The sequence below is a fragment of the Streptomyces sp. NPDC020597 genome, assembly GCF_044335095.1.
Lineage (GTDB): Bacteria > Actinomycetota > Actinomycetes > Streptomycetales > Streptomycetaceae > Streptomyces.
Map to the genome: position 1 here is coordinate 361,315 of NZ_JBIRUL010000003.1, position 21,619 is coordinate 382,933.

Sequence of the window (21,619 nt, forward strand, 5' to 3'; positions counted from 1 at the left end):
CCGCTCGCACGGCACTCCCGCACAGCTTCAATGTGTTCATATGATCATTAATTGAGCAGAGTCACAGATTCCTCACAAAGTCAGCGGATAGTGTTGCCGCCATGACTCAGTCGCACCCACGGATCAGCAAGGCTGTCATCCCTGCAGCCGGTCTGGGCACCCGGTTCCTGCCGGCGACCAAGGCCACTCCCAAGGAGATGCTGCCGGTCGTGGACAAGCCCGCTATCCAGTACGTGGTCGAGGAGGCCGTCTCCGCCGGCCTCGACGACGTCCTCATGGTCACCGGCCGCAACAAGCGCCCCCTCGAGGACCACTTCGACCGCAACTACGAACTCGAGTCGGCCCTGCAGAAGAAGGGTGACGCCGCACGGCTCGCCAAGGTCCAGCAGTCCAGCGACCTCGCGACGATGCACTACGTGCGCCAGGGCGACCCCAGGGGCCTCGGTCACGCCGTCCTGTGCGCGGCCCCGCACGTCGGACAGGAGCCGTTCGCCGTCCTCCTCGGCGACGACCTGATCGACCCCCGCGACCCGCTGCTCCGGCGGATGATCGAGGTGCGGGAGCAGCACGGCGGCAGCGTCGTCGCGCTCATGGAGGTCGCCCCCGAGCAGATCCACCTCTACGGCTGCGCGGCCGTGGAGACCACCGTGGACGGCGATGTCGTCAAGGTCACGGGCCTCGTGGAGAAGCCGGACCCGGCGGACGCCCCGTCGAACTACGCCATCATCGGCCGCTATGTGCTCGACCCGGGCGTGTTCGGCGTGCTGCGCGAGACCGAGCCCGGCCGCGGCGGCGAGATCCAGCTGACCGACGCCCTCCAGCAGCTCGCGCTGGACGAGAAGGTCGGCGGCCCGGTCCACGGCGTCGTCTTCAAGGGCCGCCGCTATGACACCGGCGACCGCGGCGACTACCTGCGCGCCATTGTCAGACTCGCGTGCGAACGTGAGGATCTGGGTCCGGACTTCCGTTCCTGGCTTCGCCGTTACGTCACCGAGGAGATGCAGCAACTTTGAGCACCGCCGCGCCCGCGCCCCGCCCCGCCGGCCAGGACCGCCTCTGGTCGGTGGACGAGCACCTGGACGACATCCTCGCCGCCGTCCGCCCGCTGGAGCCCATCGAGCTGCAACTGCCCGACGCCCAGGGCTGCGTGCTCGTCGAGGACGTCACGGTGCCCGTCTCGCTGCCGCCCTTCGACAACAGCTCCATGGACGGCTACGCGGTACGGGTCGCGGACATCGCGGGCGCGAGCGAGGAGTTCCCCGCGGCGCTGGACGTCGTCGGGGACGTCGCGGCGGGACACCAGGCCGGCCTGCTGCACGTGGGGCCGGGCCAGGCCGCCCGGATCATGACCGGCGCCCCGCTGCCGAGCGGAGCGGAGACCGTCGTCCCCGTGGAGTGGACCGACGGCGGGCTCGGCGAGGGCCCGGTCAGCGGGATGCGGGCCCGCAGCCTCGCCCCCGAGCAGGCCGGCGGACAGGTGCGCGTGTACCGGTCCGCCGAGGCGCGCGCGCACGTCCGCGCGCAGGGCAGCGACGTGCGGGCGGGGGACCGGGCTCTCGAGGCCGGCACCGTCCTCGGCCCGCCCCAGATCGCCCTGCTCGCCGCGATCGGCCGCGGCTCGGTACGCGTGCACCCGCGCCCGCGCGTGGTCGTGATGTCCACCGGCAGCGAACTCGTCCAGCCCGGCGAGACGCTCGGCAGCGGGCAGATCTACGACTCCAACAGCTTCGCCCTCACCGCCGCCGCCCGCGACGCGGGGGCCATCGCCTACCGGGTCGGCGCGGTCGCCGACGACGCCGACACCCTGCGCTCCACCATCGAGGACCAGCTCGTCCGCGCCGATCTCCTGGTCACCACCGGCGGGGTCAGCGTCGGCGCGTACGACGTCGTCAAGGAGGCGCTGGAGCACGTGGGCGACGAGGACGAGGAGGGCGCCGGCGTCGACTTCCGCAGGCTCGCCATGCAGCCCGGCAAGCCCCAGGGCTTCGGCACCGTCGGACCCGACCACACCCCCCTGCTGGCCCTGCCCGGCAACCCCGTGTCCTCGTACGTCTCCTTCGAGCTCTTCGTGCGGCCCGCCATCCGCACCCTCATGGGACTGAAGGACGTCCACCGGCCCACCACGCGCGCGAAGCTGACCGCCGACGAGGCGCTGACCTCGCCGAAGGGCCGCAGACAGTTCCTGCGCGCCACGTACGCCGAGGGCGCCGTCCGCCCGGTCGGCGGCGCCGGCTCCCACCTGGTCGCCGCCCTCGCCCACGCCGACGCGCTGATCGTCGTCCCCGAGGACACGGAGTCCGTCGAGCCGGGCGCCGACGTCGAGGTGGTCCTCCTCGGCTGAGGCCTCCTGGTTGGGGGTACCGTGTCGCGCACAGCAGGCCCCCGCGCCGCACCGCGCCGGGCCCGGACCGGGAGCGCCACACGACCATGAGTACGCACGACCGACTGACGCACATCGACGACGCGGGCGCCGCCCGCATGGTCGACGTCTCCGGCAAGGACGTCACCTCCCGCACCGCCCGGGCCAGTGGGCGCGTCCTCGTCTCGCCCCGCGTGGTCGAGCTGCTGCGCGGCGAAGGAGTCCCCAAGGGGGACGCGCTGGCCACCGCGCGGATCGCGGGCATCATGGGCGCCAAGCGCACTCCCGACCTGATCCCGCTGTGCCACCCGCTCGCCGTCTCCGGTGTGAAACTGGACCTGTCGGTCGCTGACGACGCCGTGGAGATCACCGCCACGGTGAAGACGACGGACCGCACGGGCGTCGAGATGGAGGCCCTCACCGCGGTCTCCGTCGCAGCCCTCACCGTGATCGACATGATCAAGGCGGTCGACAAGAAGGCCGTCATCTCGGACGTGCGCGTGGAGGAGAAGACGGGCGGCAAGTCGGGCGACTGGAGCCGGACATGACACAGGATGCGAACCCCGACGCGTCGGCGGGCGGCGCGCTGCTCGCGCCGTACAGCGCGCTGGTGGTCACCGCGTCCAACCGCGCGGCCGCGGGCGTCTACGAGGACAGGGGCGGCCCGCTGATCGCCGAGGGCCTGCGCGGTCTCGGCTTCGCGGTCGACGGCCCGCAGGTGGTGCCGGACGGCGACCCGGTCGAGGCCGCGCTGCGGGCCGGCGTCGAGGCGGGCTACGACGTGATCGTCAGCACCGGCGGCACCGGCGTCTCGCCCACCGACCGCACGCCGGAGGCGACCCGCGCGGTGCTCGACCTGGAGATCCCGGGCATCGCCGAGGCCGTCCGGGCGTACGGCCGGGACAAGACGCCCACGGCGGCGCTCTCCCGCGGACTGGCCGGCTTGGCGGGCGGCACGCTGATCGTCAACCTGCCGGGATCGACCGGGGGAGTGAAGGACGGCCTCGCCGTCCTGGAACCCCTGCTCGTCCACGCCGTCGACCAGATCCGGGGCGGCGACCACCCCGGGCCGAGCCACGGAGGTGCGAGCTGAACAGCCCGTCCTGGCCCGTGGAACTGGTGGAGGGCGACATCGTCCTGCGGCCGATAAAGCTGCGCGACCAGCGGGTCTGGCGCGAGGTCAACCGGCGCAACCGGGACTGGCTGCGCCCCTGGGAGGCGACCATCCCGCCGCCCGCGCCCAGCGGGCCGATCGCGCACCGGCCGACCTACCGTCAGATGGTCCGGCATCTGCGCACCGAGGCCCACGCCGGACGGATGCTGCCCTTCGTCATCGAGTACCAGGGGCGGCTCGTCGGGCAGTTGACCGTCGCGGGGATCACCTGGGGGTCCATGTGCTCCGGGCACGTCGGCTACTGGGTCGACGAGTCGGTGGCCGGCCGCGGGGTGATGCCGACCGCCGTGGCGCTCGTCGTCGACCACTGTTTCCGCACCGTCGGACTGCACCGCATCGAGGTCTGCATTCGGCCCGAGAACGGCCCCAGCCGCCGGGTGGTGGAGAAACTCGGATTCCGTGAGGAAGGGCTGCGGCCGCGCTATCTCCACATCGACGGGGCCTGGCGCGACCACCTCGTGTTCGCGCTGACGGCGGAGGAGGTCCCGGAGGGGCTGATGGGCCGTTGGCGGCGCGCCCGCTCCGCCGGCGCGCCCCGCGACCACCGCAACGCCTGATCCGGCCCCGGGGAATGCCCACGAGAATCGACCCGCTCACGGGAATTGAATAAGTGTTCGAAAATGATCGCAGGTTGACCGCCTGAGGCGACGAATTCGCGCCCTCGGCAGCCTGCTGATCGCATCGGTCACAAAAAAAGTTCGAAATATCAGCCGGATCGTGCGACACACCGACTCAATTGGCGGATGGCCTCACGCAAACCCCTCTACCGTGTGAGGCGTGAGCAGCAGCGGCCTCATCTACGCAGTCATCGTCGGGGCCTGGGCCGCCTACTTGGTGCCCATGTGGCTCCGTAGGCAGGACGAGCTGAACGAGGCTCGTCCGACGGAACGCTTCAGCACCGCCATCCGGCTGCTGTCCGGACGGGCGGGTATGGAGCGCCGGTACGCCAAGGACCTGAAGTCGCGCTCCGCCGAGGAGGGGGAGCCCGTCGCCGACGCCTCGGACGCCGTCACCGACTCGGTGGACGTCCGGGCCTTCGCCATGCCTCCGACCCGCCCCCAGGTGACGGCACAGGTCCACGAACGCGGCCAGGACCGCGGCGTGGAGCGTGCGCCGGGCCGCTCGGACCCGGCGCGTGAACAGACCCGCGAGCAGGCCCGTGAACAGACCCGTGAGCAGGTGCGCGAACCGGCGGGCAGGCCCGCGCGGGAACAGCGCGACCGCGACCACAACGCCCGGCCGACGCACGACCACGCGCCCGCGGGTCACGCGTCCGCCGCCTCCGCCGCCGCCCGTGAAGGCGGCCAGGCCGCCGCGGGCAGGCGGGTGCCGGACGCCCGGCGTGCGGCCTCCGCCCAGGCGGCCGCGGCCCGCGCCCAGCGCTCGAAGTCGCTCGCCCGCCGTCGGCGCACCACCGTGATGCTCTTCTTCGCCTTCACGATCGGAGCGATCGTCGCCGCGGTCGGCGGGCTCGCCTTCCTGTGGGCGCCCGCCGTGCCCGCCGTCCTGCTCAGCGCCTACATCGGGTACCTGCGCGCCCAGGAGCGCCGCCGCTTCGCGTTCCAGATGGACCGCAGGCGCGCCGAGGTCGCCGCGCAGCGGCTGCGGGAGCGTCAGCCGCGCCGGCGCGCGCCCGCCACGGCGAGCGCGCCGTCCGCGGACCCGGGCCCCGACGCCGGCGCAGAGGAGCCGCACGCGGACCCCGAACCGCAGAGCGACCCGGGCCTGCTGGCGCTCGCCGCGGACCGCAGGGCGCTCGTCGAGCAGACCGACCACGCGGAGTGGATCGACCAGCAGCGCGAGCGGCAGCGCCGCCCCGGCCACGGCGACAGCTGGGACCCCGTCCCGGTGCCCCTGCCGACGTACGTGACCGCCCCGGTCGCGCCCCGGGCGACCTCCGACGTCGATCTCGCGGCGGCGGACGCCTGGAGCTCGGCCCGCTCCAGCTCGGTCGCCCCCGAGCACGACGCCGCGGACGCGGGAGACGCGACGGCCGCCGGACCGGACGACCCCGACCGGGCGCCGCACGACCCGGCGGCCGACGACAGGGACGCGGAGGACGGCGAACGCAGCGACGCCCGGCGCGCGGCCTCGGCCCGGCGCTCCCGCGAGCGCGGACGCACCCCGCTGTTCGATCAGTACGAGGACGGCGAGCGTCCGCGGGCCGCCAACGAATGATCTCCCTTCCCCCGCCTCCGGCCTCGGGGAACGGATTTCCAAGCACGCCTACGGGGATGCTAGAGTTTCACTCGTTGCAAGGGCCTGTGGCGCAGTCCGGTAGCGCACCTCGTTCGCATCGAGGGGGTCTGGGGTTCAAATCCCCACAGGTCCACTGCAGCTCAAAGCCCCGGTCGGGATTCCCGACCGGGGCTTTGGCCATGTCGTACGGTGGTGCAGTGCGGCAACTGGCCTTTCCTGGCGGGTCTGAGGCCGCGTGCGCGGCCCCGGGCGCCGCGGAAGTCGAAGTCCTGAAAGTCGAGCGGCCCTCAGGGGGCGAGCGGCTTGGCGAAGCAGCGGCTCGCGTCGTACGCGCGGTAGTAGCCGAACTTCGTGCACGGCTCGTATCCGCTGGAGACGTACAGGGCGATCGCCTCCGGCTGCTCGGTGCCGGTCTCCAGCACCATCCGGGTACGGCCGGCGTCCCGCGCGCTCTCCTCCAGCGCGGCGAGCACCCGCCGCGCAAGACCGCGCCCGCGCATGTCCCGCACCACGAACATCCGCTTCAGCTCGGCGTCGCCGTCCTGGTTGCCCTCGCCGTTCTCGTCCTGGCTGCGCCAGCCGCCGGTGGCCACCGGGCGGTCGGCCTCGTCGTAGACGATCAGATAGACGCCGTACGGCGGCTGGAAGTCGGAGGGCGCGAGGACGGTGGCGTCGCCGCCGTCGCCGTATCGCTCGTGGTACTCGGCCTGGACCTCGTCGTTGAGCTTGACCGCGTCGGGATGGTCGAAGGGGACCGGACGTATTCTCACGCGGACACAGTACGTGGCGGCGCCACCGGACCGCCGACGTCCCCGCGCGGCCCCCGGCACGTCCGCGAAACGGGACCAGGTCCGGCGCGGCGACCCGCGGCCGGTATCGTGCCCGGGTGCTGACCGTGACCTCCGTGAACGTGAATGGACTCCGCGCCGCCGCGAAGAAGGGCTTCGTCGAGTGGCTCGCGGACACCTCCGCCGACGTGCTGTGCCTCCAGGAGGTGCGAGCCGAGCCGGAGCAGCTGCCGGAGGCGGTCCGGGCCCCCGAGGGCTGGCACGTCACCCATGCCCCGGCCGCCGCCAAGGGCCGCGCCGGCGTCTCCCTGTACACCCGCCGCGAGCCGGACGCCGTCCGCGTGGGCTTCGGCTCGTCCGAGTTCGACGGGTCCGGCCGCTACCTGGAGGCCGACCTGCCCGGTGTGACGGTCGCCTCCCTGTACCTGCCGTCCGGTGAGGTGGGCACCGACCGGCAGGACGAGAAGCTGCGCTTCATGGGCGAGTTCCTCGCGCACCTCAAGGAGCTGCGCGCCCGCGCCGCCGCCGACGGCCGCGAGGTCCTCGTCTGCGGCGACTGGAACATCGCCCACCAGCAGGCGGACCTCAAGAACTGGCGCGCCAACGCCAAGAGCTCCGGCTTCCTGCCCGAGGAGCGTGCCTGGCTCACCCGGGTCCTCACCCCGACGGACGGCGGCTACGTCGACGTCGTCCGCGAACTGAACCCGGAGGCGACGGGCCCGTACACCTGGTGGTCGTACCGGGGACGTGCCTTCGACAACGACTCGGGTTGGCGGATCGATCTCCAGGTGGCGACGCCCGGTCTTGCGGCCAGGGCCGTCAAGGCGCTGGTGGAGCGGGCCGCCACGCACGGCGAACGCTGGTCGGACCATGCCCCGGTGACGGTGGTCTTCGACCTGTAGAGCGCCCCGTGACCGCCGAGGCCCCGTCAGTTCTCCTTGCGCAGTCGCCGGTCGAGGGCCAGGGAGACCTCCGCCTCGACGACGCTGCGGGCCAGGGGGCGCAGGCGGGGGAGTTCCTGTTCGGTGGCGTGGCGCAGGATCAGTTCGGTGAAGAGCTCGGCGAGCGCGTCGGCGTGGGCGCGCACCCGCACGCCCGCCGCCAGGACCTCCGCGAGCGGGATGCCCTCGCGGACCAGGGCGGCGGAGACGTCCAGCAGGCGGCGGCTGATGTGGACGATCTCGTCGCCGTCGGTGCCCAGGTAGCCGAGTTCGAGGGCGGCGGCGAGGTTCTCGGGGGTGACCTGGCCCTCGAAGCGGGCGGCGAGCTCCTCGGGGGTGAGGCGGACCGGCTCCTCCTCGGTGGGGCCGCCGACACCGATGAGGTCGGCGACGTCGCGGCCCTGGTCGAGGGCGTCCGCCAGCTCCGCGATGCCGGTGAGGGTGTGGCCGCGTTCCAGCAGGGCGGCGATGGTGCGCAGCCGGGCCAGGTGGTGGTCGTCGTACCAGGCGATGCGGCCCTCGCGGCGGGGCGGTGCGAGCAGTTTGCGTTCGCGGTAGAACCGCAGGGTGCGCACCGTGATGCCGGCCTTCGCGGCCAGCTCCTCCGTTCGGTACTCCCTCTTCTCCGTCACGGCCGAAGCCTATGTTGTACCGCGGGTAACTTTCCTTCCCAGGGCCTACCCATCAGTACGGAGCTGCTCTACGCTCCCACTGCGCCAGTATTCACTGGCAGAGTCGCGAGAGTCGCACGGCAGGAGGTGTCGGGATGACCGAACACGTACGGGTGGCGGTGATCGGGTCCGGCTTCGGCGGGCTGGGGGCCGCCGTGCGGCTGCGCCGGGAGGGGATCACCGACTTCGTGATCCTGGAACGGGCGAGCAGCGTCGGCGGGACCTGGCGGGACAACAGCTACCCGGGGTGCGCCTGTGACGTGCCCTCCCACCTGTACTCCTTCTCCTTCGCCCCGAACCCCGACTGGCCGCGCACCTTCTCCGGGCAGGAGCACATCCGCGCCTATCTGGAGCACGTCACCGACGTGTTCGGGCTGCGGCCGCACCTGCGGCTCGACTCCGAGGTGCTGCGGATGACCTGGGACGCGCAGGAGCTGCGCTGGGACGTCGAGACGAGCGCCGGGCGCTACTTCGCCGACGTCGTCGTGTCGGCCACCGGACCGCTGTCCGACCCGAAGATCCCGGAGATCCCCGGCCTGGACTCCTTCCCCGGCAAGGTCTTCCACTCGGCCCGCTGGGACCACGACGCCGACCTCGCCGGGAAGCGCGTCGCCGTGGTCGGCACCGGCGCCTCCGCCATCCAGATCGTGCCCGCCCTGCAGCCCGACGTCTCCCGGCTGACGTTGTTCCAGCGCACCCCGCCGTGGGTGATGCCCCGCGTCGACCGGGCGATCAGCGGCGCGGAGCGCGCCCTGCACCGGGCCCTGCCCGTCACCGCGCAGGCGCGTCGCGGGCTGCTGTGGGGCATCCGGGAGCTGCAGGTCCAGGCGTTCACCAAGCGGCCGAACCAGCTCGGTCTCGTCGAGAGGCTCGCCCGGCAGAACATGGCCCGGGTCATCAAGGACCCGGCCCTGCGGGCCAGGCTCACCCCGGACTACCGCATCGGCTGCAAGCGGATCCTGCTGTCCAGCGCCTACTATCCGGCCCTCGCGCAGCCCAACGTGGACGTCGTCGCGAGCGGGCTGAGCGAGGTGCGCGGGTCCACCCTGGTCGCGGCCGACGGCAGCGAGGCCGAGGCGGACGTGATCGTCTTCGGCACCGGCTTCCATGTGACCGACATGCCGATCGCCGACCGGGTGGTGGGCGCGGACGGGCGGACGCTGGCGGAGAGCTGGAAGGACGGCATGGAGGCCCTGCGCGGCGCCTCCGCCGCCGGCTTCCCCAACTGGATGACGATCATCGGCCCCAACACGGGCCTCGGGAACTCCTCCATGATCCTCATGATCGAGTCCCAGCTGAACTACCTGGCCGACTATCTGCGCCAGCTGGACGTCCTCGGAGGCCGGGCGGCCCTGGACGCCCGCCCGAGCGCCGTGCACGCCTGGAACCGCCGGGTGCAGGACCGGATGCGGCGCACGGTGTGGAACACCGGCGGCTGCACCAGCTGGTACCTGGACGCGAACGGCCGCAACACCACCGTCTGGCCGGGCACGACCTCCGAGTTCCGGCGGGCGACGCGACGGGTGGACCTCGCCGAGTACGAGGTCCTGCGCGCGTCCGTGGCCCCGGCCGGCCCCCGCACGGCCGACAGCGGGGTGACGGCGTGAGCGCCCGCCGCGACCTGACGGCCGTCTCCGCCGACGGCACGTCCCTGCACGTCGAGGTGCACGGCCCGCAGGGCGCGCCCGCCGTCGTCCTCGCGCACGGCTGGACCTGCTCGACCGCGTTCTGGGCGGACCAGATCAGGGAGCTCGCCGCCGACCACCGAGTCATCGCCTACGACCAGCGCGGCCACGGCCGCACCCCGGCGAGCCCGGCCTGCAGCACGGACGCGCTGGCCGACGACCTGGAGGCGGTGCTCACCGCGACGCTCGCGCCCGGCGAGAAGGCCGTGATCGCCGGGCACTCCATGGGGGGCATGACGGTCATCGCGGCGGCCGGCAGGGACGCCCTCCGGGAGCATGCGGCGGCTGTCCTGCTGTGCAGCACCGGCGCCTCGGGCCTGGTCGCCGAGTCCACCGTGCTGCCCCTGCGGGCGGGCCGGCTGCGGACGTGGCTGACCGGGCACGTCCTCGGCTCGAGGGCGCCCCTCGGACCGGTCACGCCCGTCGCGAAGCGGATCCTCAGGTACGCCACGATGGGCGCCGGTTCCGCCCCGCACATGGTGGACGCCTGCGCCCGCATCGTGCACGCCTGTCCGCGCAAGGTGCGGCACGCCTGGTCGCACGTGCTGAGCCTGCTCGACCTCGACCACCGGGTACGGGAGTTGAGCGTGCCCACGGCGGTGATCGTCGGCACCGGCGACCGCCTGACCCCGCCGGTGCACGCCCACCGCATCGCCGCGGCGCTGCCGCACTGCCTGGGCGTCACCGAACTGCCCGGCCTCGGCCATATGACGCCCATCGAGGCGCCCGCGCTGGTCACCGGCCGTATCCGGGAACTCGTCAGCACTTACTCGCAGTTGAAGGAGGGCGCATGAGCAGGGTGAGCCTGGAGGGACAGGTCGCGGTCGTCACGGGGGCCGCGCGCGGCGTGGGCGAACTGCTCGCCCGCAAGCTCTCGGCGCGGGGCGCGAAGATCGCGCTGGTCGGTCTGGAGCCGGACGCGCTGAAGCAGGTCTCCGAGCGCCTGCACGGCGACAGCGGCCACTGGTACGCCGACGTCACCGACCACGAGGCGATGACCCGGGTCGCGGCGGAGGTGAAGGAGCGCTTCGGCAAGGTGGACGTCGTCGTCGCCAACGCGGGCGTGGCGAGCGGCGGTCCGTTCGCCGACTCCGATCCGCAGTCCTGGCGGCGGGTCGTCGAGGTGAACCTGATCGGCTCGGCGGTCACCGCGCGCGCCTTCCTGCCGCTGCTGCAGGCAAGCCGCGGCTATCTCCTGCAGATCGCCTCGCTGGCCGCGATCACCCCGGCGCCGATGATGACCGCGTACTGCGCGTCCAAGGCGGGCGTGGAGGCGTACGCGCACTGTCTGCGTGCCGAAGTGGGCCACCAGGGCGTGCGGGTGGGCGTCGGCTATCTGTCGTGGACCGACACCGACATGGTGCGCGGGGCCGATCAGGACGAGGTGATGCGGGAGTTGCGGCAGCGCCTGCCCTGGCCGGCGAACAAGACGTACCCGCTCGGTCCGGCCGTCGACCGGCTCGTGGCGGGCATCGAGCGGCGCTCGGCGCATGTGTACGGGCAGGGGTGGCTGCGCGGCATGCAGGGCGTGCGCGGCTACCTGCCGGGTCTCATCGGGACCGTCGGGCAGCGCGAGATGCGGCGGTTCGCGCCCCGGCTGCAGGGGATGCGGACGGGGCTGGTGGGCGCCGGCGGGTCCGCCGACGAGGAGACCAGGACTACACAGCGTAGTTGATCGACATGCGTGCGGTGACCGCCCGTGTGAATCTGGTCGAGGCCCCACCAAGGGGCCACGAACCCCCTCATCTCCTACAGGAGTGAACCCACATGGGTATGAAGGACAAGTTCCAGGACCAGACCGAGCACATGGCGCAGCAGGCCAAGCAGAAGGCCCAGCAGGCCAAGGAGCAGGTGCAGCAGCGCGGCAAGCAGCGCCCGGGCGAGCGCCCCGGCGAGCGGCCCGCGGACCGCTCCGGCGACCGCCCCGGTGAGCGTCCGGGCGAGCGCTCCGGTCAGCGTCCCGGTCAGCGTCCCGGTCAGGACACCGAGCGGATGCGGCGCGAGGACGAGGACCGTCTCGCGCACGACTACGACATGTAGTCGCTGCTGACGACTCGGCCCAGGCCGGTGATTCGGGGCGTCCTTCTTCGGAAGGGCGCCCCGAGCGCTGTGCGCATCGGCTCCCCGTGCCGCGCATCGGCGTCTCTCCGTGCCGCACGCCGGCGTCAGTTCTCCGTGCGGCGCGGCGGCAGTGGCGGCCGGGACCGGTCGGGGACGCCGGTGAGGTCCGGCGGGGTCGCCGGAGGAGTGAGGGTGAGCAGGTCGAGAGCCAGCCGTACGGCGTCGTCGAGTTGGGCGTACCGGCCCTCGGCCCAGTCGAGCGGGGTGCGCATGGCCTCCAGGTCGGGGGCGACGCCCCGGTTCTCCACCGACCATCCGTAGGCGTCGAACCAGGCCGCGTTCATCGGGACGGTGATGACGGTGCCGTCGCCGAGCCGGTGGCGCCCGGTCATGCCGACCACGCCGCCCCAGGTGCGCTGGCCGACCACCGGTCCCAGCTTCAGCAGTTTGAAGGCGGCCGCGATCATGTCGCCGTCCGAGGAGGTCGCCTCGTCGGCGAGCGCGACCACCGGGCCCCTCGGCGCGTTCGAGGCGTACGACACCGGCTGGGCGTCGCGGGTGAGGTCCCAGCCGAGGATCGTGCGCGTCAGTTTCTCCACGACCAGCTCGCTGATGTGGCCGCCCGCGTTGCCGCGCACGTCCACGATCAGCGCGGGCCTGGACACCTCCATGCGCAGGTCGCGGTTGAACTGGGCCCAGCCCGAGCCGCCCATGTCGGGGATGTGCAGATAGCCGCAGCGGCCGCCGCTCAACTCGCGTACGACGGAACGGCGTTTGGCGACCCAGTCCTGGTAGCGCAGGGGGCGTTCGTCGACCAGCGGGACGACGGCCACCCGGCGCGGGCGGCCCGCCTCGCCCTCGGCCGGGGCGAAGGTGAGCTCGACCGTGGTGCCGCCGGCTCCGGCCAGCAGCGGGTACGGGCCGGTGACCGGGTCTACGGGCCGGCCGTCGACGTGGGTGAGCACCGCGCCCTCGCGGATGCCGGTGCCCGCCAGCGGTGAGCGGGCCTTGGAGTCGGAGGAGTCGCCGGGCAGGATCCGGCGGACGGCCCAACCGGCGTCCCTGCGGACGAGGTTGGCGCCCAGCAGGCCCTGGAGGCGCTGGTAGTGGGGCGGCCCCTCGTTGCGGCGGGCGGCGGTGACGTAGGCGTGGGACGTGCCGAGTTCGCCCAGCACTTCGCGCAGCAGGTCCGCGAACTCGTCGGGGGACGCGACGCGTTCGACGAGCGGGCGGTACTGGTCGAGCACCGCGTCCCAGTCGATGCCGCACATCCCGGGGTCCCAGAAGTAGGCGCGGATCAGCCGGCCGGCCTCCTCGTACGCCTGTCGCCATTCGGCGCCGGGGTCCACCTCGTGCAGGATGCGCCGCAGGTCGATCCAGACCGTGGAGTCCGGGTCCCCGGTCTCGGCCGACGGCACCGCCCGCAGATCGCCCTCGTCGACGACGACCAGCCGGGTGCCGTCGCCGCTGAGCGCGAACCAGTCGAGGTGGTCGACGAGTTCGGACCTGCGGGCCTTGCCGATGCTGAAGTGCTCCAGCGTCGGCCGGCCGCTGGTGTCGTCGGGGTTCGCGAACGTCTCGCCCAGCGCGCCGGAGATCGGCCAGCGCAGCCACACCAGTCCGCCGCCCGCGACCGGGTGGAGGGCGGAGTACTTGGACGCCGGCACGGGGAAGGGGGTGACGCGGCTCTCCAGGCCCTCGGCCTCGACGGTCACGGTCCCGTCGCCGGCCTCCCCGCCCTCGCCGTCCTGCAGCGGGTCCAGGCCGCCGGCGGCCGGACGGCCCTCCGGGGTCAGCGCGAAGGGCGAGGGGGTGGCCGAGGACAGCGGCACCAGGTAGGGGCGGCAGCCGAGCGGGAAGGACAGGTCGCCGGTGTGCACGTCGTACACCGGGTCGAAGCCGCGCCAGGACAGGAACGCGAGATAGCGGCCGTCCCGGGTGAAGACCGGGTTCTCGTCCTCGAACCGTCCGTCGGTGACGTCGACGATCAGCCGTTCGTCCGTCGCCATGCCGGGGACGCGGGCCATCTTGATCTGCCGCAGGGAGCGGCCGATGCCCGGGTGCGACCAGGTCAGCCAGCCGCCGTCCGGCGAGAACGCCAGATCGCGCACGGGTCCGTTGACCGACGCGATCAGCTCGGTGACCTCGTCCTTCGCGTCCTTCGTGACCTCCGCGGGCTCGGCGTCCTCCGCGGGCTCGGCGTCCTCCGCGAGGGAGCCCCCCTCCGGGTCCTGGCGCACGTCGACGAGCAGCAGCCGGCCGTCGTGCGAGGCGATCGCGAGCCGTTCGCCCTCCGGGTCGGCCACCATCTCGAGCACCCGTCCGAGTCTTCCGGAGGCCAGCCGGCGCGGCGCACGGTCGCCGCTGGCGCGCGGCAGGTAGGCGACCTCGACGGCGTCCTCGCCGTCCGCGTCGGTGACGTAGGCGACCTGGCCGCCCGAGCCGAGCATCTCCGGCAGCCGCACCCGCACCCCGGGCGTGTCGGTGATCGTCCGGGCGGGCCCGTCCCGGTGGGTCAGCCAGTAGAGGCTGCCGCGGACGGCGACGGCGCTCGCGCGTCCGGTCTCGTCGACGGAGATGCCGTCCACGTGCTGGGCGGCCGGGATCTGGTACGGGCGCCGTCCGGCCCGCGGCCCGCCGAGGCGCACGTCGACGCGGCGCGGCGCGGAGCCGGCGGCGAGGTCGTCGACGATCCACAGCTCGCCGGCGCACTGGTAGACGACGCGGGAGCCGTCGCCGGCGGCGTGCCGGGCGTAGAAGGCGTCGTGGTCGGTGTGCCGGCGCAGGTCGGAGCCGTCGTGGGCGCAGGAGTACAGGTTGCCGACGCCCTCGTGGTCGGAGAGGAAGGCGATGCGGTCGCCGACGAAGAGCGGACAGGCGAGGTGTCCGTCGAGGCCTTCCAGCAGGCGTCGCCCGTGCAGCCACAGGCGGCCGGTGGCGCCGCCGCGGTAGCGCTTCCAGGCGGCCGGCTCGTGCGGCGGGGTGCCGGTGAGCAGGAGGGTGCGGCGCTCGCCGCCGAGGTCGGCGACCTGGAGGTCGGAGACCGGGCCCCAGGGGAGCTTGCTGCCGGGCGAGCCGTCGGTGGGGACCTTGTAGGACCAGGTGAAGTAGGAGAACGGCTCACCGTGGGAGGCGACGGCGAGGATGTCGGCGTTCCCGTCCGGGTCGGGGGGCGTCCAGCCGCGGACCTGGGTGTCGGCGCTGCCCCAGTACGTGAGGCGCCGCCCCGGGCCGCCGTCCACCGGGACCACATGGATCTCCGGGACGAGGCTGCGCCAGCTCGTGTACGCGATGTGGCGGCCGTCGGGGGAGAAGCGCGGGTGGCCGGCCTTGGTGCGGTCGACGGTGAGCCGCCACGCCCGCCGGGGGTCGTCGAGAGGGGTCAGCCAGAGGTCGTCCTCGGCCACGAAGCACAACAGGTCACCGCTGAGATGGGGCAGACGCAGATAGCTCACCTCCCCATGCTTTTCCGGGGGATGGACCGGAGCAACTTATGACAAAGGCGTGTCATGGACGATCACGCAGGCGACGGCGTGAGCCAGGACACGTACGAAACAGTTTCGTTTCGCAGCGCGATGCGCTACATTCGGCGTGTAAGAACAGGAGACTGTGGCGGTGCGGAGTGGGAAGGTGAGCGCAATGACCGAGGTCGCAACGGCACGTCGCAGCCGCATCACCCCCGAGCGCGAGGCCGAGCTGTACGAGGCCGTGCTCGAACTCCTCCGTGAAGTCGGCTACGACGCCCTCACCATGGACGCCGTCGCCGCCCGCACCAGGTCCAGCAAGGCGACGCTCTACCGCCAGTGGGGCGGCAAGCCCGAGCTGGTGGCGAAGGCGGTCCGGCACAGCAAGCCGGGCGGCTCCCTCGGTGAGATCGACACCGGGTCCCTGCGTGGCGACCTGCACGCCCTCACCCTGCGTTCGGACGACTGCCAGATGGAGCAGAACTCCGCGCTCATGCGGGGGCTCGCCATGGCCGTCCACGACAATCCGGACCTGCTGAAGGCGTTCAAGGAACACCTCATCGAACCGGAGCTGGCCGAGTTCCGCCTGCTGCTGTCACGGGCGACCGACCGGGGGGAAGTCCGCGCGGACAACCCCGCGGCCGAGTTCATGATGCACATGATGATCGGGGCGTTCGCGGCCCGGACGCTGCTCGACGAGCAGCCCCCGACGCAGGAATTCCTCCTCAAGTACATCGACGCCGTGGTGCTCCCCGCCCTCTGCGCGCCGAACCCCGCCACCTGACCGTCCCCACGGTCCGCCCAACCTGACGTCACCGCTCACGTCGTCGGGCCGATCACCCCTGCCTCCCCGCCGGGTTGGTCAACCCTGCCCCCGGGGCCCGTGCCGCAGCCGCGGCCCCTACACCACGACCTGACCGGGAGTACGCCTCCGTGGCCACGTTCCTTTACCGACTCGGCCGGCTCGCCTTCCGCCGCCGCCACTTCGTCGCCCTCATATGGGTGGCGCTGCTGACCCTCGCCGGCGTCGGCGCCGCCTCCGCGCCCGCCGCCGGGACAACCTCCTTCTCCATACCGGGAGTCGAGGCCCAGAAGGCCTTCGATCTGCTGGAACAGCGCTTCCCCGGGGCCAGCGCCGACGGCGGGACCGGGCGCATCGTCTTCAAGGCGCCCGAGGGCCAGAAGATGACCGACGCCGCCAACCGGGCGACCGTCGACAAGGCCGTCAAGGCCCTCCGTGACGGCTCCGAGGTCACCTCCGTCACCGACCCCTTCACGACGCACGCCGTGAGCAAGGACGGGACGGTCGCCTACACCTCCGTCAAGTACGACGTCCCCGGCATGGAGCTGCAGGACTCGACCCGGGACGCCCTCGAGGCGGCGGGCGACACGGCACGGGCCACCGGGCTGACCGTCGACGTCGGAGGCGACGCCCTCCAGGCCGGCGCCGAACCCGGTGCGATCGGCGAGGTCATCGGCCTGGCGATCGCCGCCGTCGTCCTCGTCCTCACCCTGGGCTCGCTGGTCGCGGCCGGGCTGCCGCTGCTCACCGCGATCATCGGCGTCGGCATCGGCGTCTCCACCATCACCGTCCTCGCCAAGGCGCTCGACCTCGGCGACACCACCTCCACCCTCGCGCTGATGATCGGCCTCGCGGTCGGCATCGACTACGCGCTGTTCATCGTCTCCCGCTACCGCAGCGAGCTCGCCGAGGGCCGCGACCGCGAGGAGGCCGTCGGCCGCGCCGCCGGCACCGCAGGCTCGGCCGTCGTCTTCGCCGGCCTCACGGTCGTCATCGCCCTGGCGGGCCTCGCGGTCGTCAACGTGCCCATGCTGACCAAGATGGGCCTCGCCGCGGCGGGCACGGTCGTGGTCGCCGTCCTCATCGCGCTGACCATGGTCCCGGCACTGCTCGGCTACGCGGGCAGGAAGGTCCGCGCCACCGGCGAGAAGCGCAGGCCGGCCGCCGTGAAGGGCGAGCAGGACAAGCCCGGGCCGGGCGTCCGCTGGGCCAGCTTCGTCGTCCGTCGTCCGGCCGTCGTGCTGCTGCTCGGCGTGGTCGGTCTCGGCGCGATCGCCCTCCCGGTCGCCCAGCTGGAGCTGGGTCTGCCCGACGACGGCTCGCAGCCGACGTCCACGACCCAGCGCCGGGCCTACGACCTGCTGTCGGAGGGCTTCGGCCCCGGGTTCAACGGCCCCCTGCTGATCGTGGTCGACGCCGCGAACAGCGACGACCCCAAGGCCGCGGCCACCTCGGTGACCGACGGGATCAAGAAGCTCGGGGACGTCGCCACGGTCACCCCGGCGATGTTCAACAAGGCCGGCGACACCGCCACCATCACCGTGATCCCCGGCTCCAAGCCGTCCTCGACCCAGACCGAGGACCTGGTGCACGCCATCCGTGACCAGGGCGCCGACGTCAGGGCCGACACCGGCGCGCGGGTGCTGGTCACCGGCACCACCGCGATGAACATCGACTTCTCGCAGAAGCTCAACGACGCGCTGATCCCGTACCTGGGCCTGGTCGTCGGCCTGGCCTTCCTGCTGCTGATCGTGGTCTTCCGCTCCGTCCTGGTCCCGCTGAAGGCGGCCCTCGGCTTCCTGCTCAGCGTGCTCGCCGCGCTCGGTGCCGTGGTCGCGGTCTTCCAGTGGGGCTGGCTCGGCGGCCTGATCGGCGTCGAGGAGACCGGCCCGATCATGTCGATGACGCCGATCTTCATGGTGGGCGTGGTGTTCGGCCTCGCGATGGACTACGAGGTGTTCCTCGTGACCCGGATGCGGGAGGCGTACGTCCACGGCGAGAGCCCGAGCCAGGCCATCGTCACCGGCTTCCGGCACAGCGCCAAGGTGGTGGTCGCCGCCGCGATCATCATGATGGCCGTGTTCGGCGGCTTCATCAGCTCCGGCGAGTCCATCATCAAGACGATCGGCTTCGGCCTCGCGATCGCCGTCTTCTTCGACGCGTTCGTCGTCCGCATGGCGATCGTCCCGGCGGTGCTCGCGCTGCTCGGCAAGAGGGCCTGGTGGCTGCCGAAGTGGCTGGACCGCGCCCTGCCCAACGTGGACGTCGAGGGCGAGGGACTGCGCACCCCGTCCGACGCGGGCGAAGAGGACCGCGAACTGGTCCGCGCCTGACACGTCGGGCTGTCCGAAAGACCGCCGGTGAGGGCTCCGTGGGGACGGGGCGCCCTCACCGGCTTTTTTCTTGACGACCCGTCTCGTGACCCACTATCGGGTGACGGCGTCACGCGCTCAGACCCCACGGGGCCGGTGGCCCAACGGATCCGGTGTGTTCAGGACATAGATGGACATGGAAGGCTACTGTCACCGGAATGTGCATGATTCGTAACGTGCAGCGGTATTGAGCCACTTGGGACGGGCCCGGTGGGCAATCTGGTTCTGCGGCCGAGGGGCCGCACACCGCACCAAGCAAGGAGACCTTGTGTCCGTTTCCTCTGTTTCCGCCCGTCGTCTCACCGCCGTCGCGATCGTCGCCGCCGCTGTGACCGGAGCGGCGACACTGCCGGCGTCGGCCGCCACCGCCGCCTCGCGTCCGAACCGGCCGCAGGTGGAGATCAGCGCCGTGCGCTACGACGCACCGGGTCGCGACGACCGCTCGGCCTTCTCCCTGAACAAGGAGTGGGTGGAGCTGACCAACACCACCCGTCACGGCGTCAACCTGGACGGGTGGACGCTCTCCGACGACCGCGGCGACAAGTACACCTTCCGCAACTACCGGCTGGCCCCGCGCTCCACGGTGCGCGTCCACACCGGCATCGGCCGCGACACCCGCACCGACCTGTACCAGGACCGCCGTCGCGAGGTGTGGGACAACCGCTCCGACACCGCCACCCTGCGCGACGACCACGGCCGCCGCGTGGACCAGGAGTCCTGGGGCTTCAACCGCCACCACGGCGACGACCGCCACCACGGGGACAACCGCCACCACGGCGACAACCGCCACCACGGCGACAACCGCCACCACGGCGACGACCGCCACCACGGGGACAACCGCCACCACGGCGACGACCGCCGCTGACCCCGCCCCATCACGCGCGACGCGCCCGTCCCCTTCCGGGGCGGGCGCGTCGCCTTGTCATGCCGCGGATCCGCCCGCGGCCCGTGCTCAGTTGGTGAAGACGATGTACTTCCAGGCGCCGTGCGTCGTCGCGTTGACGTTGTCGCCGGAGGAGCCGTCGATGTACGACGAGCGGATCCGGGCGCGGATGCCCGCCTCGCCCGGGGCCTCCAGCGTGACGGCCGACTTCCCGTTGGCGCCCACCGGGAAGTACTGGGACCCGGAGTCGTACCAGGAACCCTGGTAGTAGACCTGGACCTGCAGGCGCTGCTGGCGGCCGGCGTAGTAGTTCATGGTCGTGGTGAACAACGGGTCGGTGTTCTTGCGGAAGTAGGAGTACGTCGTGGAGCCGATCCGCGCCGTCTTGTAGTGCCGGGAGACGGCGGTCGAGACCTGCGCGTAGGCGCCCGCGGTGGACTTCGCGGTCTTGTCGGCGCTGCGCGCGTCGCCCGCGAAGACGGCGGTGACAGCCGTGTCGCGGGTCATGTCGACGACCACCGACAGGTTGCCCTGCGAGTTGACCCGGGCGTTCTTGACCAGCTTCTTCGGCTTGTCGGAGCCGGCGGGGTCGACGTAGATCGCCACCGTGCGGTTCCGGTACGTCGCGCCCAGGTGCGCCGTGAACGTGACGTCCTTGCCGTACGCGTACAGCTTGCCGTTGTTGGTGATGCTGAGCGCGGTCGCCTTGCGCGAGACGGCCACCACGTCGGAGCCCACGGTGGCCGCGTGAGCGGCGTCGCCCGCGAAGAACACCCGGTAGGTGACCTTGCCGCCGGCGGGCGGGACGTCCGTGAACGCGAACGAGCCGTCGGCCTTGGTCTTGACCGGGGCGAGGACCTTGCCGCCCGGCGACTCGAGGTCCGCCCGGGTCACCTTGAGGGCGGTGCCGGCCGGGAGCGGCGTCGCCGAGGTCAGCCGGCCGGTGACGGTGAGCTGCTTGGCGCGTTCCGCCTTGACCGGAGCCGTCACCTTCAGCGCCGGAACCTCCTTGGTCGGGTCCGTCAGCGCGCGCAGGGTGAAGACGTCCGCGGTGTTCACGGAGACCGCGAACACCCGGCTGCTGTCCGGCGCCCAGGCGAGCGCGCCGTCGACGAGGGTGTCGGCGCCGCTGCTGTTGCCGGTGTTGGGGAAGTCGTACTCGCGCACCGGCGTCGTCGCGCCCGGCCGGATGACGTGGACGTCGGGGTCGTACCAGGAGAAGCTGCCGCCCGCGATGCTGCCGTCGGATGCGACCCGCACGGCGTTCGGGTACGCGTCGATGGGGTAGCCGGACTGCTCGGCGAGGTCGGAGGTCGAGTAGGCGCCGATGCCGTAGCCGAAGCCGGGCGAGCCCCACGAGGTGAGGACCTGCTTGCCGTCGGGCGTCAGGTCCAGCTGCTTCACGGACCCGTCCATGTCGCCCTTGGCCCGCAGCGTGGCCCCGTCGGCCGAGAGGTCGTAGACGGCGACCCGGCCGCCGTTGCCGGCGACGAGGACGCCCGGGACGGCCGGGTCGGCGCCCAGGAGCGCGGTGCCGGAGAAGTCGCCGTCCCCGCGCTGGGAGAGGCGGACGACGGGTTCGGCGCCGGAGACGTCGAGCGAGCCGAAGTCGGAGCCGTAGCCGAACCAGATCCGGCCGTCCACGACCTCCAGGTCGCCCGGAGCCGCACCCACCGGGTAGCTGGCGGTCTCGGTGTACGTCCCGGTCTCCACCGAGACGATCCGGCCGCCGTTCGTGACGGCCGCGTACACGTGCCCGGAGTCGGCGGACAGCGCGAGGCCGCTCACGCCGGACAACCCGGTCAGGGTCGCCTTGACGGCGCCCGCGTAGTCGGTGACGACGATCTTGCCGCCGCGCGGGTCGGAGACGTAGACCCGCTGGTGGGCGCCGTCCACGACCATGTCGCCGACCGACTCCACCGGAAGGATGTTGGCGGAGTCGGCCACGGCCACTCCCGCCGAACCCGCGGCGAGTACCGCGGAGCTGAGGACGACCGCGAGCGTCGTCGCGGCCGAGATGCTGCGCCTGCGCACAGAAATGGGAACCCCCAGGAAAAGAGCCCGGTGTGTCCGCCGGGCGTGATGAACGCCTGCGTCCCCCCTTCGCACCCGCAGCGGGCGCGTGAACGCGGCAGAGCAGCAGCGTATGGCATGCCAATGACAACGGGGACGGGATTTCGCGCCGCCCCGGACGCTTACCGGACAATTCCGCTCGCGCGC

The 21,619-nt window shown here is 72.5% G+C and carries 18 protein-coding genes and 1 tRNA gene; 15 read left to right on the plus strand and 4 right to left on the minus strand.

Features of this window, described 5'->3' with window-relative positions:
• Positions 1 to 101 precede the first annotated feature (101 nt).
• The 7 genes from galU to ACH4ZA_RS07780 all read left to right on the plus strand — a co-directional run bounded on the left by galU (position 102) and on the right by ACH4ZA_RS07780 (position 5,865).
• Complete coding sequence (galU, locus tag ACH4ZA_RS07750; RefSeq protein WP_057578796.1) at positions 102 to 1,013, plus strand: UTP--glucose-1-phosphate uridylyltransferase GalU; 912 nt, start codon at positions 102 to 104, stop codon at positions 1,011 to 1,013.
• A complete protein-coding gene (gene glp / locus ACH4ZA_RS07755) occupies positions 1,010 to 2,341 on the plus strand; it encodes a gephyrin-like molybdotransferase Glp (protein WP_319276285.1) in 1,332 nt (443 codons plus the stop codon). The genes galU and glp overlap by 4 nt, the downstream gene beginning before the upstream one ends.
• Positions 2,342 to 2,427: 86 nt before the next feature.
• Positions 2,428 to 2,907: a cyclic pyranopterin monophosphate synthase MoaC gene (gene moaC / locus ACH4ZA_RS07760; protein WP_319276286.1), complete on the plus strand. Its 480-nt coding sequence runs from the start codon at positions 2,428 to 2,430 to the stop codon at positions 2,905 to 2,907.
• Positions 2,904 to 3,452: a molybdenum cofactor biosynthesis protein B gene (locus tag ACH4ZA_RS07765; protein ID WP_398428464.1), complete on the plus strand. Its 549-nt coding sequence runs from the start codon at positions 2,904 to 2,906 to the stop codon at positions 3,450 to 3,452. The genes moaC and ACH4ZA_RS07765 overlap by 4 nt, the downstream gene beginning before the upstream one ends.
• 17 nt (positions 3,453 to 3,469) lie before the next feature.
• Positions 3,470 to 4,090, plus strand: a complete 621-nt coding sequence (locus tag ACH4ZA_RS07770) for a GNAT family N-acetyltransferase (protein WP_398428466.1) — start codon at positions 3,470 to 3,472, stop codon at positions 4,088 to 4,090.
• 220 nt (positions 4,091 to 4,310) lie between these two features.
• On the plus strand, positions 4,311 to 5,711 hold the full coding sequence (gene glpR / locus ACH4ZA_RS07775) for a gephyrin-like molybdotransferase receptor GlpR (protein WP_319276289.1): 1,401 nt from the start codon (positions 4,311 to 4,313) through the stop codon (positions 5,709 to 5,711).
• An 80-nt stretch (positions 5,712 to 5,791) separates the two neighbouring features.
• A tRNA-Ala gene (locus ACH4ZA_RS07780) sits at positions 5,792 to 5,865 on the plus strand.
• Positions 5,866 to 6,019: 154 nt separating this feature from the next.
• Here ACH4ZA_RS07780 and ACH4ZA_RS07785 read toward each other — a convergent pair.
• Positions 6,020 to 6,502, minus strand: coding sequence for a GNAT family N-acetyltransferase (locus ACH4ZA_RS07785; RefSeq protein WP_398428467.1), 483 nt, complete (start codon positions 6,500 to 6,502; stop codon positions 6,020 to 6,022).
• A 116-nt stretch (positions 6,503 to 6,618) separates the two neighbouring features.
• Between ACH4ZA_RS07785 and ACH4ZA_RS07790 the strand changes: the two genes are divergently transcribed.
• A complete protein-coding gene (locus ACH4ZA_RS07790) occupies positions 6,619 to 7,422 on the plus strand; it encodes an exodeoxyribonuclease III (RefSeq protein WP_319276291.1) in 804 nt (267 codons plus the stop codon).
• A 26-nt stretch (positions 7,423 to 7,448) separates the two neighbouring features.
• Here the strand turns inward: ACH4ZA_RS07790 and ACH4ZA_RS07795 are convergent, their stop codons facing one another.
• Positions 7,449 to 8,093, minus strand: a complete 645-nt coding sequence (locus ACH4ZA_RS07795) for a MerR family transcriptional regulator (protein WP_319276292.1) — start codon at positions 8,091 to 8,093, stop codon at positions 7,449 to 7,451.
• 134 nt (positions 8,094 to 8,227) lie between these two features.
• On the opposite strand from ACH4ZA_RS07795, the gene ACH4ZA_RS07800 reads away from it, so the two are divergent.
• From ACH4ZA_RS07800 to ACH4ZA_RS07815, 4 genes are all read left to right on the plus strand, one after another.
• Positions 8,228 to 9,739: a flavin-containing monooxygenase gene (locus ACH4ZA_RS07800; protein WP_398428470.1), complete on the plus strand. Its 1,512-nt coding sequence runs from the start codon at positions 8,228 to 8,230 to the stop codon at positions 9,737 to 9,739.
• A complete protein-coding gene (locus ACH4ZA_RS07805; RefSeq protein ID WP_319276294.1) occupies positions 9,736 to 10,611 on the plus strand; it encodes an alpha/beta hydrolase in 876 nt (291 codons plus the stop codon). The genes ACH4ZA_RS07800 and ACH4ZA_RS07805 overlap by 4 nt, the downstream gene beginning before the upstream one ends.
• The gene (locus ACH4ZA_RS07810) at positions 10,608 to 11,492 is read left to right on the plus strand and encodes an SDR family oxidoreductase (RefSeq protein ID WP_319276295.1); all 885 of its coding nucleotides are present in this window, start codon (positions 10,608 to 10,610) and stop codon (positions 11,490 to 11,492) included. Before ACH4ZA_RS07805 ends, ACH4ZA_RS07810 begins: the two co-directional genes overlap by 4 nt.
• 92 nt (positions 11,493 to 11,584) lie before the next feature.
• Positions 11,585 to 11,857, plus strand: coding sequence for a hypothetical protein (locus tag ACH4ZA_RS07815; RefSeq protein WP_319276296.1), 273 nt, complete (start codon positions 11,585 to 11,587; stop codon positions 11,855 to 11,857).
• Between the two features lie 125 nt (positions 11,858 to 11,982).
• On the opposite strand, the gene ACH4ZA_RS07820 is transcribed toward ACH4ZA_RS07815, so the two are convergent.
• On the minus strand, positions 11,983 to 15,333 hold the full coding sequence (locus ACH4ZA_RS07820; protein ID WP_398428472.1) for a S41 family peptidase: 3,351 nt from the start codon (positions 15,331 to 15,333) through the stop codon (positions 11,983 to 11,985).
• A gap of 184 nt (positions 15,334 to 15,517) precedes the next feature.
• Here ACH4ZA_RS07820 and ACH4ZA_RS07825 point away from each other — a divergent pair, with 184 nt between their 5' ends.
• The 3 genes from ACH4ZA_RS07825 to ACH4ZA_RS07835 all read left to right on the plus strand — a co-directional run bounded on the left by ACH4ZA_RS07825 (position 15,518) and on the right by ACH4ZA_RS07835 (position 19,381).
• A complete protein-coding gene (locus ACH4ZA_RS07825) occupies positions 15,518 to 16,126 on the plus strand; it encodes a TetR/AcrR family transcriptional regulator (protein ID WP_319276298.1) in 609 nt (202 codons plus the stop codon).
• 149 nt (positions 16,127 to 16,275) lie between these two features.
• Positions 16,276 to 18,477 (plus strand): MMPL family transporter, encoded by a 2,202-nt coding sequence (locus tag ACH4ZA_RS07830; protein WP_398428474.1) that lies wholly within the window; start codon positions 16,276 to 16,278, stop codon positions 18,475 to 18,477.
• Between the two features lie 307 nt (positions 18,478 to 18,784).
• Complete coding sequence (locus tag ACH4ZA_RS07835) at positions 18,785 to 19,381, plus strand: lamin tail domain-containing protein (protein WP_398428475.1); 597 nt, start codon at positions 18,785 to 18,787, stop codon at positions 19,379 to 19,381.
• An 87-nt stretch (positions 19,382 to 19,468) separates the two neighbouring features.
• On the opposite strand, the gene ACH4ZA_RS07840 is transcribed toward ACH4ZA_RS07835, so the two are convergent.
• Positions 19,469 to 21,433 carry a YncE family protein gene (locus tag ACH4ZA_RS07840; protein ID WP_398428477.1) on the minus strand — a complete coding sequence of 655 codons (1,965 nt, stop codon included), beginning with the start codon at positions 21,431 to 21,433 and terminating at the stop codon, positions 19,469 to 19,471.
• Positions 21,434 to 21,619: the final 186 nt, after the last annotated feature.

Coding starts and splice junctions, on each gene's coding strand:
- galU (WP_057578796.1), top strand. CDS start 102: ATGACTCAGTCGCACCCACGGATCAGCAAGGCTGTCATCCCTGCAGCC.
- moaC (WP_319276286.1), top strand. CDS start 2,428: ATGAGTACGCACGACCGACTGACGCACATCGACGACGCGGGCGCCGCC.
- ACH4ZA_RS07765 (WP_398428464.1), top strand. CDS start 2,904: ATGACACAGGATGCGAACCCCGACGCGTCGGCGGGCGGCGCGCTGCTC.
- ACH4ZA_RS07800 (WP_398428470.1), top strand. CDS start 8,228: ATGACCGAACACGTACGGGTGGCGGTGATCGGGTCCGGCTTCGGCGGG.
- ACH4ZA_RS07810 (WP_319276295.1), top strand. CDS start 10,608: ATGAGCAGGGTGAGCCTGGAGGGACAGGTCGCGGTCGTCACGGGGGCC.
- ACH4ZA_RS07815 (WP_319276296.1), top strand. CDS start 11,585: ATGGGTATGAAGGACAAGTTCCAGGACCAGACCGAGCACATGGCGCAG.
- ACH4ZA_RS07825 (WP_319276298.1), top strand. CDS start 15,518: ATGACCGAGGTCGCAACGGCACGTCGCAGCCGCATCACCCCCGAGCGC.